We start from the raw sequence: 13,403 nt of genomic DNA, 5'->3' as shown, positions 1-13,403 counted from the left end.
TGAACCCTAACTCAAACCCTATAGAAAGCCTGGTAAACAGACGATTAAACTCAGCAGTTGGTGTCGATCGTTCCCATGCTTCAATAGATGTAATGACAACTGCCGCAAGGAATTTCTTAAGAAAATACAACTCTATTTATGCGACTTAGCTTAGACTCTAAATTGCCCCGAAGGGGCTTTCTTGAAAAAAACCTTTCCAATTAAGTCAATGCCCTGCTGCGAGCCGTTAGTGATTAATATTTCATCAGGTTCTATTTTCAACCCGCTCTTCCTGAGATATCTTTCGGTGATGAACTCTCTCAAAGGTAAATATCCTTCAGTCGTACTGTATTGGAGAACATTCCTGCCATCCTGCGCCAGAACCTTTGTAGAAGCTGATGCGATTTCTTCCACCGGGAAAAAGCCGGGATTCGGAAATCCGCCGGCAAATGATATCACTTCAGGCTGCTGGGTAACTTTCAATATCTCCCTGATGAAGGACTTACGGGTGGTCTTCATCCTGTCAGCAAATCCCTTGTTCATGCAGGTATCTTTTCAATCTTCAATCCGAGTTAAGTGTTTCCATAGGCGATCCTTGATATTCTACCTGACCATCCTTTTCCTTTTACAAAATAACTATCAAATAACTATTAATCCATCAAGAACCCTCAATCAGCTCAAACATGAAAATCCAACCTCATTTCCTCCCGATGTCCCTGCGCGAAGCAGAAAAACTCGGAATCCGGGAGTTTGATATAATACTTGTTACGGGCGATGCATACGTTGACCACCCCTCATTCGGCGTTGCTGTGATCGGGCGTGTACTTCAGGATGCGGGCTACACTGTGGGCATCATAGCCCAGCCCGACTGGAAGAGCGATGCCGATTTTAAGAAACTCGGAAAACCCGGGCTGTTCTTTGGCGTTACATCAGGGAACGTGGATTCTATGGTGAACAATTACACGCCCAATCTGAAAAGACGCAGCGATGATGTATATTCGCCCGGCGGGGCAGGAGGTAAAAGACCTGACCGCGCAGCTATCGTCTATGCAGATAAACTCCACTCAAGTTTCCCTGGTACCCCCATAGTGCTTGGCGGCATCGAGGCAAGCCTGCGGCGGTTCGCCCATTACGATTATTGGCAGGATTCGGTGCGCCGATCAATCCTTGCGGATGCGCCTGCCGATATCCTGGTATTCGGGATGGGGGAAAGGCAGGTAGTTGAGATCGCAGACCGGCTTTTAAAGGGTGAGGACATCAAAAACATCACCGGTATTCCCGGAACAGCCGTTAAGATGGAAATAAGCAAATGGCGCTCAATCTGCCACGATGATTATGTTGTGATACCGGGCTTCACCGAGGTCTCGCAGGATAGGGAGCTTTACGCCAGGGCGTTCAGGCTCCATTACCAGGAGCAGGACCCTATCCGGGGAAAGCCTGTAGCGCAGCCGCACCCGAAAACTGTCATTATCCAGAATAAGCCTGCCATGCCATTAAGTACGCGGGAGCTTGACCATGTGTATGAACAACCTTATACAAGGATGCCCCATCCCTCTTACAAAAAACCCATCCCAGCACTCGCTCCTGTAAAATTTTCAATAATAAGCCACCGCGGATGCTTCGCTTCCTGCGCTTTTTGCGCCCTGACGCACCACCAGGGCAGGATAGTGCAGAGCAGGAGCATAGAATCGATCGTACGCGAGGTAAAAAGAATGGCGAAAATGCCTGATTTCAAGGGGATTGTGCAGGATGTGGGCGGACCGACGGCGAATATGTATTCCATGCATTGCAGGCGGTGGGAGACGAACGGCGCCTGTCCCGATAAAATATGCACTCATCCTGTTTGTAAATCTCTTGATACGTCCCATCAAAAGCAGGTTGAACTCCTGCGGCGCCTGCGCGAGATACCGCGCGTAAAAAAGGTGTTCATAGGCTCAGGGATACGTTACGACCTTGTACTGGCGAATTCATCGGATTATCTCCCGGAACTCTGCGCACATCATGTCAGCGGGCACCTGAAAATCGCGCCCGAGCATGTGACCAGGCACGTAACAGAAATCATGCATAAGCCAGGAAAAGAGGTATTTGAAGAGTTCAAAAAGAGATTCGGGGCTATAAACAAAAAACTCGGGAAAGAACAATACATCCTGCCTTATTTCATGTCAGGACATCCCGGCTGCACGCTTGAGGATATGATAGAGCTTGCAGAGTACATACGCGATAATAACCTGTACACGGAGCAGGTGCAGGATTTCACGCCCACTCCCATGACAGCCTCGACGTGCATGTATTATACAGGAATAAATCCTTTCACAATGGAAAAAGTCCATGTTGCGAAAGGGCGGGAAAAGCGGATACAGCGCGCCCTGATGCGGTATAAGGATAGCAGGAATTACGGGCTTGTGTATGAGGGGCTGAAGACGACTGGAAGAATGGATTTGATCGGGAGTGAGAGAAAGTGCCTGTTAAAAAGGAAAAATCCTATCCCTTCGCCACACCCATCGGCATGAGCCTGACGACCTTTCTCGCGATGTCAAGTTGATGAACGACATCCACGACATCCTCGCTCGATTTATACACTGAGGGAGCCTCTTCTGCTATCACGGACGGCTGCGTCGCCCTCACGGATATACCCCTGGCAGCCAGCTCTTTTTGTATGGTTTCACCGTTCAACGTTTTCAGCGCCGCAGCCCTGCTTGATGTTCTGCCCGCGCCATGACATGCGCTCCCGAACGTCAGCTCCATTGCTTTCTGCGTCCCGTGCAGTACGAATGAGGGCGTACCCATACTGCCCGGGATAAGCACAGGCTGTCCGACTTTCCTGTAAACCGCAGGCACATCGGGATGCTCAGGCGGGAAAGCCCGCGTCGCACCTTTCCTGTGCACATACACCATTTTCTTTTCCCCGTCTATTGTATGCTCCTCAAGCTTTGCAACGTTATGCGCCACGTCGTAGATCAGATGCATACCCAGATCATCAACGTCGCGCCTGAAGAACTTCGTGAACACCTCCCGCACCCAGTGGGTGATGACCTGTCGGTTCGCCCACGCATAGTTCGCGCCGGCTGCCATGGCTTTAAAATAGTTCTGCCCTTCGGTAGATTCGGCAGGCGCACACGCAAGTTGCTTATCCGGCAGGATTATGCCGTATTTGTGTGTTGCCCTTTCAAGTATTTTGAGATAATCCTCACATATCTGGTGACCCGCGCCACGCGAGCCGCAGTGTATCATGACAGTGACCTGTCCTTTATGAAGACCGAATACCTTCGCTGTCTCTTCGTCGTATACTTCGTCCACATATTGCACCTCAAGAAAATGATTGCCGCTGCCAAGCGTCCCGAACTGGGGTTTACCGCGGCTGCGTGCCTTATCGCTCACTTTTGAGGGGTCGGCGGCTTTCATAAAACCGTTCTCTTCGCAATGCTCGGTATCCTCTTTCATGCCGTACCCGCTTTCCACAGCCCATTTTGCGCCGTAGAGGAAGGCATCGTTCAGTTCTTTATCAGATGCGCGGATCTTGCTTTTTGAACCCACACCCGAGGGAACCGCCTGGAAAAGCTGCTCAACCAGCTCTCTCATTCGCGGGCGCACATCCTCTATTGTGAGGTTTGTCCTGATTATCCGGACCCCGCAGTTTATATCGTATCCCACGCCGCCGGGGCTGATTATTCCCGTATCCCTGTCAAAAGCAGCCACGCCGCCTATGGGGAATCCGTAACCTGAATGCGCATCCGGCATCGCCATTGCGTATTTCTGGATGCCCGGCAGGGTTGCGACGTTCGCTGTTTGGTCAAGTGTTTCCTGCTCAATGCCTGCAAGCAATTTCGATGAGACGAAAATACGACCCGGTACCCTCATCCCGGATTCATAACTGACGGGTATATCCCATGTGTAATCATTGACCTTTGTGACAAGGCTTCTAACATCTTTTTTAGCTGTTTCCGTCATGGTTATCTCCATGTAATTACCCAAAACCGATCCGCTTTATATCTTCTGTCATCTCGCTTATCTTCTCAAGCTCAGTCATGAACTCGACATATGCTGTCTCAGCAGATTTTGTAGCAACAGCGCCCTGCGTTGACGGGGATATTAACCTCTGCTGTTCAAGAACCCGCAGCGAGTACCTGACAAGATGATCGGGTATGCCTGTTTCCAGGGATAGTTTCATTATCCCGATAGGTCCGCTGTCCATTACTTTTTTTAATACTATCATGTGCCTCTTTAACAGCTCAAGCTCGTGTTGCACTCTTCCTGTCAGCATAAGTTACTGCTAAAGTTGTAATTAGGGGCATATCTAATTTGGCATGGTGAGTTATTGCCTGACGGTTCTGGGAAGGCTCTGGTAAGTACCCCCCCTGTCATCACTGATTAGTATTTTAAACCTTCGCGTCCATAATAGAAATATTTACAAATGTTTATCTTTTGTGAAAAATGAAAAGGTTAAACATGAATAAGATATAATGTGATTAATCTGAACGATATAGAAATGAGCAAACTTATAAGGATATTCGGAAACAGTGCACAGACGATCGTGCTGGAGAACCTGCTCAGAAACAGGGGCGAGTTCACCTATCTCTCAGGGATAGCTGAGGAAACAGGACTTTCTCACTCAAGTGTCGCAAGGGTAATGGAGCCGCTCGTTGAGAATAACATCATAATTGAAAAGAAGCTGGGCAAACAGATCAGGACTTTTTCCATGAACGAAGAAAATCCCGTTGCGAAGCTTATTATTAAATTTTATGATGAACTGATGGCGCTGCCAAAAGAGAAAATTTAACCATATTTTACTAAAAATTTTACACCAAAAGGTTTATCCATAAATGTGTAAATAATATTAAACACATGTTAAGATTTGCAATTTATTGATCGAAAAATTCCGCCAGGGCAGGAGGGAGGCGCGGTCATGAAAAAAATCCTGCTTATCGCTATTGTTCTCTCCATGGTTTTTGCCGGATGTATTTCCGGTGAAAAGAAACCCCAGGGTGCCAATTTTCATGGTGTCAATTTGGTTTATGATGCTACCTCATCTTTAGGCGCAAGCGAGAACCAGACGCAGCTTCAAAGGCTTGATTGGAGAGTAAACATCACAAATGCCAGTGACAAGGCAGCCAAGAGCGCTAATGCAAGCGTGATGCTACATCCCGAAATAGTCCACGGTTGAATGGTTCCTACATCAATTCAGTCATGTTTGTAGATATACCACCAGGCTTCACTTTCGGGATTAACGGTACGGCTGTATTCAATGCAACAGGATTGAGCAAGCAGGATATTGCCGGATGAGAGCCGCTGGTAAGCATAAAATTAACGTGGATCGAAGACGGAAGCGGAAAAGAGAAGATAATTGAGATAAGTTGAGATACAAAATTCTATCGAAAAAGAAAGTTTTAAATATCCCAATGTTAGATATACATAACATAATGTTGTAAATAAATAACATTTGGTGGTTTTATGACTATTCAAAGAGAAATAGAAAAGGCGAATGATGTATGGTTAATACTTGTGTGGATTTACATCGCTGCTGCTGTTTACAGCATCCTGTATAGTAGTTTCTTCTTCAAAGAAGTAATAATGAGCGCTGCCGGAGTTGGACTGCTAGCAAATTATTTTATAAGAAATAGGAAATACAAGGACGATGTAAAAACGGATGAGATGGCAAAGAGAATTTCGGGGATGTCTTCGAATTTCGCGTTTATCACAGCAATAGCAGTAATCGCGGTTTTATCGATAGCATTGGATGATAATCCGGGATTAATAGATGCAAAGGGTGTTCTGGTGCTTTTGGCGGCGGTTATAGTTGTATCAAAAATTGCAGGTCATTTATATTATACTAAAGTAAAGAAGGAAATCGGATTTTAGAGGTATATTTTAATAACTTTTAATGGGTGGATGGAGATGGAAAAACCAGGAAAACATAATAAAGCAAAGATAATCCTTTCTTTGATTGCTACTGCTATCGGTCTAATATTAGTGATCACAAAGACCTACTCCTACATCGGCATTATTCTTCTTTCCTTTGGCGGTTTAATACTTCAGTATTCTCTTGGGGCAAGAAAGAAGGAAATTACTACCGATGAATTAACAGAGTGGATATCAGGTAAATCCGCAAACATATCCTTCTGGGCTACGTATTCAATAATAGTCCTGCTGTTAGCAATCGATATTTACAGCCCCGACTTTTTTAAGACTTACATAGCGCTTGGCATAGTATTGCTTGTAACGGCTGGTGTAAGGGTAGCCGGGGAGTATTATTACGGGAAGATCAGTAAAAAGGTTGGCTTTTAACAATGATACACAGGACGGTATGAATGAATTTTTAGAGAAAAGGCGATTAAACTATGAGAAAGGATGAAGTCTAATGAATATCAGAGAAATCGAAAAAGACAGGGGTTTTTTGCTCTTTGTGGGGGTATGTCTGGGGATAATATTAGCAGGCATAGTCGTAGTTCTTCTTAATAAGCCGTTTGTTGGGTTTGGAATTATTCTGAACGGTTTGCTCATGATAGTATTCAGATTCTATCTATTATCTACAAAACCAAAAGAGTACTTTTTACAGGATGAAAGGTCAGTGAGAATCAGGGAAAAAGCTGGATATAATGCATATATTGCAACTTTAATCGTAATATTCCTCTTAATGGCGTTTGGCAGTACCATTCCATTAATTGGGAACGCAAACTACAGGGATGTGTCTGCGTTTATTTTTTTTGCTGGATTATCCTGTTTTTCAATATTTAATTGGTATTACAGCAAAAAGGGCGGTTAATGAGAACGAGAATCAAGGAGCTTCGGGCAAGATACGATTTAACTCAGGAAGAACTTGCCAGGATGGTAGGTGTAAGAAGAGAAACAATCGTTTTTTTAGAAAAAGGAAAATATAATCCCTCATTGAAGCTTGCATACGATATAGCTAAGGTATTGAATTCTAAAATAGAGGAAGTCTTCATTTTTGAGGATTAAATCTGGTATTGGTGAAGTGGTAGTAAATTTGGAGGAATGTAATGAGTTTCGTTGAAAAAGTTGTCGAAACAATAAAAAACCCGAAAAACGCCATGAAAAGCATAGCAGAGCAGCCAATGATAGAAGAAGCGGTTGCAATCGTGGGAATATACGCGGTCCTGAGCGCACTTGCCGGGTATGTGCAATCTTATAAAGTGACCTATATCTACGAGGGATTTGAGAACATGCCGCCTTCATTGCCGTCGGTAATGGCGATATTCGCAGTTGCGGGCGGGCTGGTAGGGGCATTCATAGTATGGCTGGTCGGGGCAGGGATAATCCATTTGATCTCGATGGCGCTGGGCGGAGAGGGAAAGTTCTATCCCCAGATGATGACAGTAATAGGTTACAGCATGGTTCCCATGATTTTTGCAGGTATCATTACGCTTGTAATGCTTTCTATGCTAGAGCCCATGACAATAACGATCTCCCGGACAAACCCGATGGCAGTAAAAGAACTCTATAATAACCCCTATATCATTGCCTCAAGTATTATTGGTTTAATCATGCAGATATGGTTTTCAATAATCCTCTTCTTCGGGATACAGAGCGCACATAAGCTCACACCTGCCAGGTCGGCAATCGTAGCGGGAATACCGCTGGCGGTTATCGTTATATCCTTTATATTGAGCATCTGGAGCCGCAGTATTTCATGAGAACTATACTGGCTATGGAAAGGGTTTCAAAAACATACACTCTCGGCAAGCTTAGTGTACCTGTACTGCACAATATTGACCTTGCGGTCAATGAAGGCGAGTTCGCAGCGATCATGGGTCCCTCAGGCAGTGGAAAAAGCACACTGATGAACCTGATAGGATGCCTCGACAGGCCGACAGACGGGAAAATAATAATCGGGGACATGGACACATCCATACTCCCTGATATGGAGCTTTCGCGCATCAGGGGAAAGAAAATCGGCTTTGTTTTTCAGACCTTTAACCTTATATCCCGCCTGACTGCACTTAAAAATGTGGAGCTTCCTATGATATATCAGGACATTTCCGGAGCACAGAGAGTAAAAAGAGCATCGGAGCTGCTTGGAATGCTCGGTCTGGAAGACAGGATTGACCACAAGCCCGCCGAGCTTTCAGGCGGTCAGCGCCAGAGGGTAGCGATAGCGCGTGCGCTTGTAAATGAGCCTGAGATACTGCTTGCTGATGAGCCGACGGGCAACCTTGATTCAAAAACAGGACAGGAAATTATGCAAATATTTAATAACCTGCATAATGAAGGAAGGACTATTCTTATGGTCACACACGACCAGACGCTGGCGCAAAATTGCGACAGGATAATCAGGTTGAAGGACGGGAGGATCGAAGATGGGAAATACTGTTGAAGTTTCGAATGTATCGAAATCGTTTAACGGACAGTTCGTGGTCAGGGACATATCCTTTGACATAGCGAAAGGAGAGGTATTCGGCCTTATCGGGCCTAACGGGGCAGGAAAAACAACGATCATCCGCATGCTTCTTGATATACTGAGACCGGATTCGGGCGGGATAAGCGTCCTGGGAAGCGGGCTTACCGATGAAATAAAAGACAGGATTGGCTATCTTCCCGAAGAGCGCGGGCTTTACCAGAGGCTGACTGTCATTGATACGCTCGCGTACCTTGGTGCCCTGAAGAACAAACAGAGTAAAAGAAGGACGCTTGAGCTCCTTGAAACCATGGGGATGCTTTCGCATAAGGATAAGAAAATCCAGGAACTCAGCAAGGGCATGGCGCAAAAAATCCAGATAATAGCAGCGATAAGCCACGACCCTGAATTCATAATCCTTGATGAGCCTTTTTCAGGTCTTGACCCTGTGAACATGAAGCTTGTGAATGACCTGATACTTGAACTCGGCAGGAAAGGAAAGACCATACTTATCAGCACGCATATGATGGACCAGGTGGAGCGCATGTGCGACAGGATATTCATGATACACAGGGGGAACGGAGTATTATACGGCAGCGTCGTCGAGATAAAATCAAGGTTCGGGAAAAACACGATCCTTCTTGAGTTCGACGGGGAATTGAAAGACATAAAAGGTGTGAAGAAAATCAATCACTCCGGCAATTATGCCGAATTACTCCTCGAATCCGGAGCAGATACCCAGGAAGTATTGAAAACAATAGCAAGTAAGGTAAGGGTCAGCAGGTTCGAGCTATCTGCGCCTTCCCTGAATGAGATATTCATACAGGTGGTGGAGGAAGCATGACAAAGTGGACTACCATAGCAAAGCATGAATACACGTATAACGTGCGCAGAAAAGAATTCCTGTTCGTGACTTTAGGGATGCCGCTGTTTATTCTGGTTGCAATGGGTCTTCCGATTCTATTGGCAGGCAGCAGCATAAGTCACGCAGAATACAGGATAGGATACGTGGACAGGACTGGTTTATTTGAGCCGGGGGATTTCACAAAATATGCCGGTGAAGAGCTTGCGAAAAAAGACCTACTTGATAATAAGATTACACACTTCTTTGTGATTCCGGCAGATTACACAACTACAGGGAAAATCACTATTTTTGCAGGAAAAAAAGATCTCATGGGAAGGACGGTCGAGTCCCGGATCAAGAACTTCCTGATAGATAATCTGCTAAAAGGAGAGAACAAAGATATCGTGGATAGAGTAAAAGTCCCGATGAACAGCGAATATTTCACGCTGAATGAAAAGGGAGAAACGAGCAACGGAGGATTATCCGACTTTATCGTTTCAGTAGCGTTCGCAGTTTTTTTTATGCTTTCCATCTTCACTTCGTCAAATTTCCTCCTCCAGGGTGTTGTTGAGGAAAAAGAGAACAGGGTAATGGAAATCCTGCTATCATCAGTTTCGTATCGCGAGCTGCTTATAGGCAAGATATTAGGGCTCGGAGCAGTAGGGCTTACCCAGATACTTGCATGGCTTGTGATCGGGCTTGGAGTCCTGACCTCAAACCCTGTGGTTTTTGCAATGCTGCTTGACAGGATGCATGTATCTGTTCCGCTGTTATTGTTTGGAGCCAGTTATTTTATGCTGGGTTACCTCGCTTTTGCAAGCATAATGGCAGGATTGGGAGCAGTAGCAACGACATCCAGAGAAGGGCAGCAGATGGCGGGAGTATTTTCGATAGTTGGTGCGATTCCTTTAGCACTCTCACAGTTCGTGATCACAAATCCGGGAGCACCTCTAACAATAATACTCAGCTATTTCCCGCTGACCTCGCCAGTTACAATGATAATGCGCCTCTCCACGGCAGAAGTGCAGTACTATGAGGTAGTGATCAGTACCATGATCCTGGCTGTTTCGGCTATTATCATCATAGAACTGTCTGTAAAAGTATTCAGGGCAAGCCTCTTGATGTACGGGAAAAACCCAACACTCAAAGAGGTGGTAAGGTATTTATCAGAAAGCTAGACTAATGGTTGCGCTCGTCATTTTTATCTCTTTTGCGGGCGCAGCAGGAGCGGCAGTTGCAGATAACTCTTTACGGATCAGCCTCATCAAATACGACCCTTATCCGGTCAGTCCGGATTCGGATTTCAGCATATGGGTACTGGTGAAGAACGTTGGTGATAGCGACGTAAGCGGAGCATCCATAGAATTTGTCCCGAAATACCCTTTCTCTGTTAAAAACGAGAGCACTGTAAAATATCCGGGAACAATAAGGAAAAATGATGAGGCGGTCTATAAATTCATGGTGCATGTTGATAAGAACGCCTACGTCGGTACGAACACTATCGAAATAGGCTACAGGGTGGATAGCTTCTTCACTAAAAAGGAATTTGATATTGAAGTGGGAAGCGACGTAGTGGATGCAAAAGGGACTGTGAGGCTTGAGAAATTTACGCTTCAACCCGAGGTACCCATGGCCGGCGATACCGCGACTGTTACTATCACGCTGAAGAACAGTGCGTCCGAGTACACCATCAAAATGGACGGCAAGGATTACAGCATGAATGCGCAGATACAATCTGCAGAGCTTCTCGGTAATGAGTTCGTGGATGTGACAAGCGAACCCTACTACAATGCGGGTATTGTTGGTCCGGGCGACTCTCTTGACCTTTCATATACGGTCAGGATAAAGAACAATACGCCTGATGGCACATATTTCCTCAATTTCGATCTTAAAGGGAGCGCAAGGCTCTACAGCCTGAACCTGAAGATACCGATAAGGGTGGAATCATCTTCCATACAAACAGCCCTCTCGGAGACACCGGAGTTGAACCCCGGCAAGATAGTACTCAATGTGGCGAATAACAGGCCGAACACAGTCCAGGCGGCTTCCGTTATTCCGGTGGGTAATGCCTCATTCGAGCCTGCCGAGTATTTTATCGGTACAATGGAACCTGATGAGCTTTTTACTGTCAAGTTCGATATGAAGCCAGGCAATCCGCAGGAAGATTTAAAGTTCAGGCTCAGGTTCAAGAACGGGAACAACTGGCATGAATCCGAGCCGCTGACCGTCAGGCTTAACGGTTCAACGACGATGCAAATCCAGGGTGCCGGCAGCCCGTCTTTCCTGCCTGTAATAGCCATCCTTGCGGCAGTGCTTATCATAATTGCCGTATTCTTCGTATATATGAAGCGCAGGAGAGCGAAATCGGGATGAGGCTGGTTGATGCCTTTGAGCAGGTCTCACTCAGCTTCAGCAGCAATAAGTTCAAGACCCTGATGTCAAGCCTGGGCATAATAATAGGCGTCATCGCTATCGTTGTCATGCTCTCAGTGGGCGAGGGGCTTCAGGAAGGCGTGGGCAAGGCGTTCGGGGGAATGAGCCTGGATGTGATCACAGTTTTCCCCGGCGGCTCCAATTTTGAAACCGGGAAATTCGTTTATCAGAAGCCTGCCGAATTCGATGAAAAGGATGTACATGCACTTGAGAATACTGTTGGAGTTAAAACCGTTTCCCCAAGAACGGGCAGCGGCGTGTCTGCCATGTTCAGGGATGAAGAGCGCTCGGTATCAATAACCGCAGTTACAGCCACAAAAGAGCCGGAGCTGTCAGGTTCGATAGACAAGGGGCGCTTTCTCATGGAATCCGACAGGAGTTCTATAGTGATAGGCAGCGATATCGCCAATAAGATGTTCAAAATACCCCTGAACCCGGGCATGCGTATAAACATCAAAAACAAAAATAACGACGTGAGCAAAGAGTTCACCATCGCAGGCATCCTTAAAGAAAAGGAAATGACCTCGGCTTTCGGTGGAAATACGAACATGGAGATTTTTACCACGCACCAGGCATTGAAAGATTTGCTTGATGCGAAGAACTATTCATATTCCACAATACTTGTAATCGTAGAAGACCAGAACCAGATAGAGATGACCTCACAAAAAGTGGATGATTCCCTGCGAAGGCTGCATAAAGACGAAGCATACACGGTCTTCATGATGAAGTCGATCCTCGAAGGGATCGGTCAGGTGCTGACCATGGTGAAGTATGCTCTCGGCGGCATAGGCGCAATAGCTCTCGTAGTTGGAGGCATCGGCATAGTCAATGTAATGATGCTTACGGTGACCGAGAGGGTAAAGGAAATAGGGGTGATGAAGGCAGTAGGGGCAACAAAGGAAAATATCCAGATGATCTTTATGCTTGAATCTGGACTTCTGGGGCTGGTAAGCGGTCTGATAGGAATCACAATCGGTGCGGGGATCTCTATCCTGATATCGACGCTCGGCTCAATCCCGATAGCGGTCACATGGACTTCGCTTGCGATCGGGCTGCTTTTCGGGGTGGTTACGACAACAGTGGCAGGGGTTTATCCGGCTAATAAAGCTGCGAGGCTTGACCCGGTGGAGGCGCTGAGGGCGGAGTAAATATGAAAAAGTCAAATGTAATTGTTTATTGGGTTATTGTATTCGTTTCATTGCTTCTTGCAGGCTGTATTTTTAATGAAAAACCACAGCAAGAAGAGGCTGATAAGCAAATAATAGCTCAAATGTCTTTAGAATGGGCTGTGCTGGATAAGAACATCCCTGATTATAATCAACATATTGAGAAAGAGCATCTTCCGCTGCGGACGCAATACAATAATCAGACATATACTACGTATGAACAATGCCCACTTATCGATCGAGGCAATGATATCATCAAAGACTCAGGAATACGATGGAATAACCGTATAATCTACATAATAGAAACATATCTACCAAATGAAATATTTATTCAGAATCAGATAACCTGCAGGTATTTTACGCTTATAAAATAACTTAGGCGAAAAACAAAACTAATGATAAGAAAATCATTAAATTTTTTATAAACTTTAAAGCAAAAACTGCTTGATTAAGTAATCACAATCTTTTATGAGCGGATATGAAAAATGAACATATCAAGGCGATATTTTACTAAGCTAAGTCGCATAAATAGAGTTGTATTTTCTTAAGAAATTCCTTGCGGCAGTTGTCATTACATCTATTGAAGCATGGGAACGATCGACACCAACTGCTGAGTTTAATCGTCTGTTTT

Annotated in this window: 17 protein-coding genes; 14 read left to right on the top strand and 3 right to left on the bottom strand. The window is 45.5% G+C overall.

Annotation, left to right across the window (positions count from 1 at the left end; all coding sequences use genetic code 11):
* Positions 1-150: 150 nt before the first annotated feature.
* Positions 151-522 carry an aminotransferase class I/II-fold pyridoxal phosphate-dependent enzyme gene (locus tag MNV_RS11135; RefSeq protein WP_143311749.1) on the bottom strand — a complete coding sequence of 124 codons (372 nt, stop codon included), beginning with the start codon at positions 520-522 and terminating at the stop codon, positions 151-153.
* A gap of 140 nt (positions 523-662) precedes the next feature.
* Between MNV_RS11135 and MNV_RS11130 the strand changes: the two genes are divergently transcribed.
* Positions 663-2,489: a YgiQ family radical SAM protein gene (locus MNV_RS11130; RefSeq protein WP_096206032.1), complete on the top strand. Its 1,827-nt coding sequence runs from the start codon at positions 663-665 to the stop codon at positions 2,487-2,489.
* On the opposite strand, the gene MNV_RS11125 is transcribed toward MNV_RS11130, so the two are convergent.
* Both MNV_RS11125 and MNV_RS11120 read right to left on the bottom strand, forming a co-directional pair.
* Positions 2,461-3,927, bottom strand: coding sequence for an RtcB family protein (locus MNV_RS11125; RefSeq protein WP_096206035.1), 1,467 nt, complete (start codon positions 3,925-3,927; stop codon positions 2,461-2,463). The genes MNV_RS11130 and MNV_RS11125 overlap by 29 nt on opposite strands.
* A gap of 16 nt (positions 3,928-3,943) precedes the next feature.
* A complete protein-coding gene (locus MNV_RS11120; RefSeq protein ID WP_218838006.1) occupies positions 3,944-4,240 on the bottom strand; it encodes a hypothetical protein in 297 nt (98 codons plus the stop codon).
* A gap of 225 nt (positions 4,241-4,465) precedes the next feature.
* Between MNV_RS11120 and MNV_RS11115 the strand changes: the two genes are divergently transcribed.
* The 13 genes from MNV_RS11115 (at position 4,466) to MNV_RS11055 (ending at position 13,146) form a co-directional block, all read left to right on the top strand.
* Complete coding sequence (locus tag MNV_RS11115) at positions 4,466-4,756, top strand: hypothetical protein (RefSeq protein ID WP_096206033.1); 291 nt, start codon at positions 4,466-4,468, stop codon at positions 4,754-4,756.
* 126 nt (positions 4,757-4,882) lie between these two features.
* Positions 4,883-5,140 carry a hypothetical protein gene (locus tag MNV_RS11110; RefSeq protein ID WP_096206031.1) on the top strand — a complete coding sequence of 86 codons (258 nt, stop codon included), beginning with the start codon at positions 4,883-4,885 and terminating at the stop codon, positions 5,138-5,140.
* 287 nt (positions 5,141-5,427) lie between these two features.
* Complete coding sequence (locus MNV_RS11105; protein WP_096206030.1) at positions 5,428-5,835, top strand: hypothetical protein; 408 nt, start codon at positions 5,428-5,430, stop codon at positions 5,833-5,835.
* A gap of 36 nt (positions 5,836-5,871) precedes the next feature.
* Complete coding sequence (locus MNV_RS11100) at positions 5,872-6,261, top strand: hypothetical protein (RefSeq protein ID WP_143311748.1); 390 nt, start codon at positions 5,872-5,874, stop codon at positions 6,259-6,261.
* 73 nt (positions 6,262-6,334) lie between these two features.
* Positions 6,335-6,739 (top strand): DUF2178 domain-containing protein, encoded by a 405-nt coding sequence (locus MNV_RS11095; protein ID WP_096206028.1) that lies wholly within the window; start codon positions 6,335-6,337, stop codon positions 6,737-6,739.
* Positions 6,739-6,933, top strand: coding sequence for a helix-turn-helix transcriptional regulator (locus MNV_RS11090; protein ID WP_096206027.1), 195 nt, complete (start codon positions 6,739-6,741; stop codon positions 6,931-6,933). The genes MNV_RS11095 and MNV_RS11090 overlap by 1 nt, the downstream gene beginning before the upstream one ends.
* Positions 6,934-6,974: 41 nt before the next feature.
* On the top strand, positions 6,975-7,628 hold the full coding sequence (locus MNV_RS11085; protein ID WP_096206026.1) for a Yip1 family protein: 654 nt from the start codon (positions 6,975-6,977) through the stop codon (positions 7,626-7,628).
* On the top strand, positions 7,625-8,308 hold the full coding sequence (locus tag MNV_RS11080) for an ABC transporter ATP-binding protein (protein ID WP_096206025.1): 684 nt from the start codon (positions 7,625-7,627) through the stop codon (positions 8,306-8,308). Before MNV_RS11085 ends, MNV_RS11080 begins: the two co-directional genes overlap by 4 nt.
* Positions 8,292-9,173, top strand: a complete 882-nt coding sequence (locus MNV_RS11075; RefSeq protein ID WP_096206024.1) for an ABC transporter ATP-binding protein — start codon at positions 8,292-8,294, stop codon at positions 9,171-9,173. The genes MNV_RS11080 and MNV_RS11075 overlap by 17 nt, the downstream gene beginning before the upstream one ends.
* The gene (locus MNV_RS11070; RefSeq protein WP_096206023.1) at positions 9,170-10,351 is read left to right on the top strand and encodes an ABC transporter permease; all 1,182 of its coding nucleotides are present in this window, start codon (positions 9,170-9,172) and stop codon (positions 10,349-10,351) included. Before MNV_RS11075 ends, MNV_RS11070 begins: the two co-directional genes overlap by 4 nt.
* A 4-nt stretch (positions 10,352-10,355) precedes the next feature.
* A complete protein-coding gene (locus MNV_RS11065; RefSeq protein ID WP_096206022.1) occupies positions 10,356-11,546 on the top strand; it encodes a COG1361 S-layer family protein in 1,191 nt (396 codons plus the stop codon).
* On the top strand, positions 11,543-12,754 hold the full coding sequence (locus MNV_RS11060) for an ABC transporter permease (RefSeq protein ID WP_096206021.1): 1,212 nt from the start codon (positions 11,543-11,545) through the stop codon (positions 12,752-12,754). The genes MNV_RS11065 and MNV_RS11060 overlap by 4 nt, the downstream gene beginning before the upstream one ends.
* 2 nt (positions 12,755-12,756) lie before the next feature.
* On the top strand, positions 12,757-13,146 hold the full coding sequence (locus MNV_RS11055) for a hypothetical protein (RefSeq protein WP_096206020.1): 390 nt from the start codon (positions 12,757-12,759) through the stop codon (positions 13,144-13,146).
* Positions 13,147-13,403: the final 257 nt, after the last annotated feature.

Origin of the sequence: Candidatus Methanoperedens nitratireducens (assembly GCF_900196725.1) — an archaeon.
GTDB classification, from domain to species: Archaea; Halobacteriota; Methanosarcinia; order Methanosarcinales; family Methanoperedenaceae; genus Methanoperedens; species Methanoperedens nitroreducens_A.
This window is presented reverse-complemented; position numbering and strand designations above follow the sequence as displayed.

Excerpts from the sequence above, each read along its gene's own strand:
- MNV_RS11125 (WP_096206035.1), bottom strand. The coding sequence starts at position 3,927 with ATGACGGAAACAGCTAAAAAAGATGTTAGAAGCCTTGTCACAAAGGTC.
- MNV_RS11115 (WP_096206033.1), top strand. The coding sequence starts at position 4,466 with ATGAGCAAACTTATAAGGATATTCGGAAACAGTGCACAGACGATCGTG.
- MNV_RS11130 (WP_096206032.1), top strand. The coding sequence starts at position 663 with ATGAAAATCCAACCTCATTTCCTCCCGATGTCCCTGCGCGAAGCAGAA.
- MNV_RS11090 (WP_096206027.1), top strand. The coding sequence starts at position 6,739 with ATGAGAACGAGAATCAAGGAGCTTCGGGCAAGATACGATTTAACTCAG.
- MNV_RS11120 (WP_218838006.1), bottom strand. The coding sequence starts at position 4,240 with ATGCTGACAGGAAGAGTGCAACACGAGCTTGAGCTGTTAAAGAGGCAC.
- MNV_RS11095 (WP_096206028.1), top strand. The coding sequence starts at position 6,335 with ATGAATATCAGAGAAATCGAAAAAGACAGGGGTTTTTTGCTCTTTGTG.
- MNV_RS11075 (WP_096206024.1), top strand. The coding sequence starts at position 8,292 with ATGGGAAATACTGTTGAAGTTTCGAATGTATCGAAATCGTTTAACGGA.
- MNV_RS11100 (WP_143311748.1), top strand. The coding sequence starts at position 5,872 with ATGGAAAAACCAGGAAAACATAATAAAGCAAAGATAATCCTTTCTTTG.
- MNV_RS11065 (WP_096206022.1), top strand. The coding sequence starts at position 10,356 with ATGGTTGCGCTCGTCATTTTTATCTCTTTTGCGGGCGCAGCAGGAGCG.
- MNV_RS11135 (WP_143311749.1), bottom strand. The coding sequence starts at position 522 with ATGAACAAGGGATTTGCTGACAGGATGAAGACCACCCGTAAGTCCTTC.
- MNV_RS11080 (WP_096206025.1), top strand. The coding sequence starts at position 7,625 with ATGAGAACTATACTGGCTATGGAAAGGGTTTCAAAAACATACACTCTC.
- MNV_RS11085 (WP_096206026.1), top strand. The coding sequence starts at position 6,975 with ATGAGTTTCGTTGAAAAAGTTGTCGAAACAATAAAAAACCCGAAAAAC.
- MNV_RS11055 (WP_096206020.1), top strand. The coding sequence starts at position 12,757 with ATGAAAAAGTCAAATGTAATTGTTTATTGGGTTATTGTATTCGTTTCA.
- MNV_RS11110 (WP_096206031.1), top strand. The coding sequence starts at position 4,883 with ATGAAAAAAATCCTGCTTATCGCTATTGTTCTCTCCATGGTTTTTGCC.
- MNV_RS11070 (WP_096206023.1), top strand. The coding sequence starts at position 9,170 with ATGACAAAGTGGACTACCATAGCAAAGCATGAATACACGTATAACGTG.
- MNV_RS11060 (WP_096206021.1), top strand. The coding sequence starts at position 11,543 with ATGAGGCTGGTTGATGCCTTTGAGCAGGTCTCACTCAGCTTCAGCAGC.
- MNV_RS11105 (WP_096206030.1), top strand. The coding sequence starts at position 5,428 with ATGACTATTCAAAGAGAAATAGAAAAGGCGAATGATGTATGGTTAATA.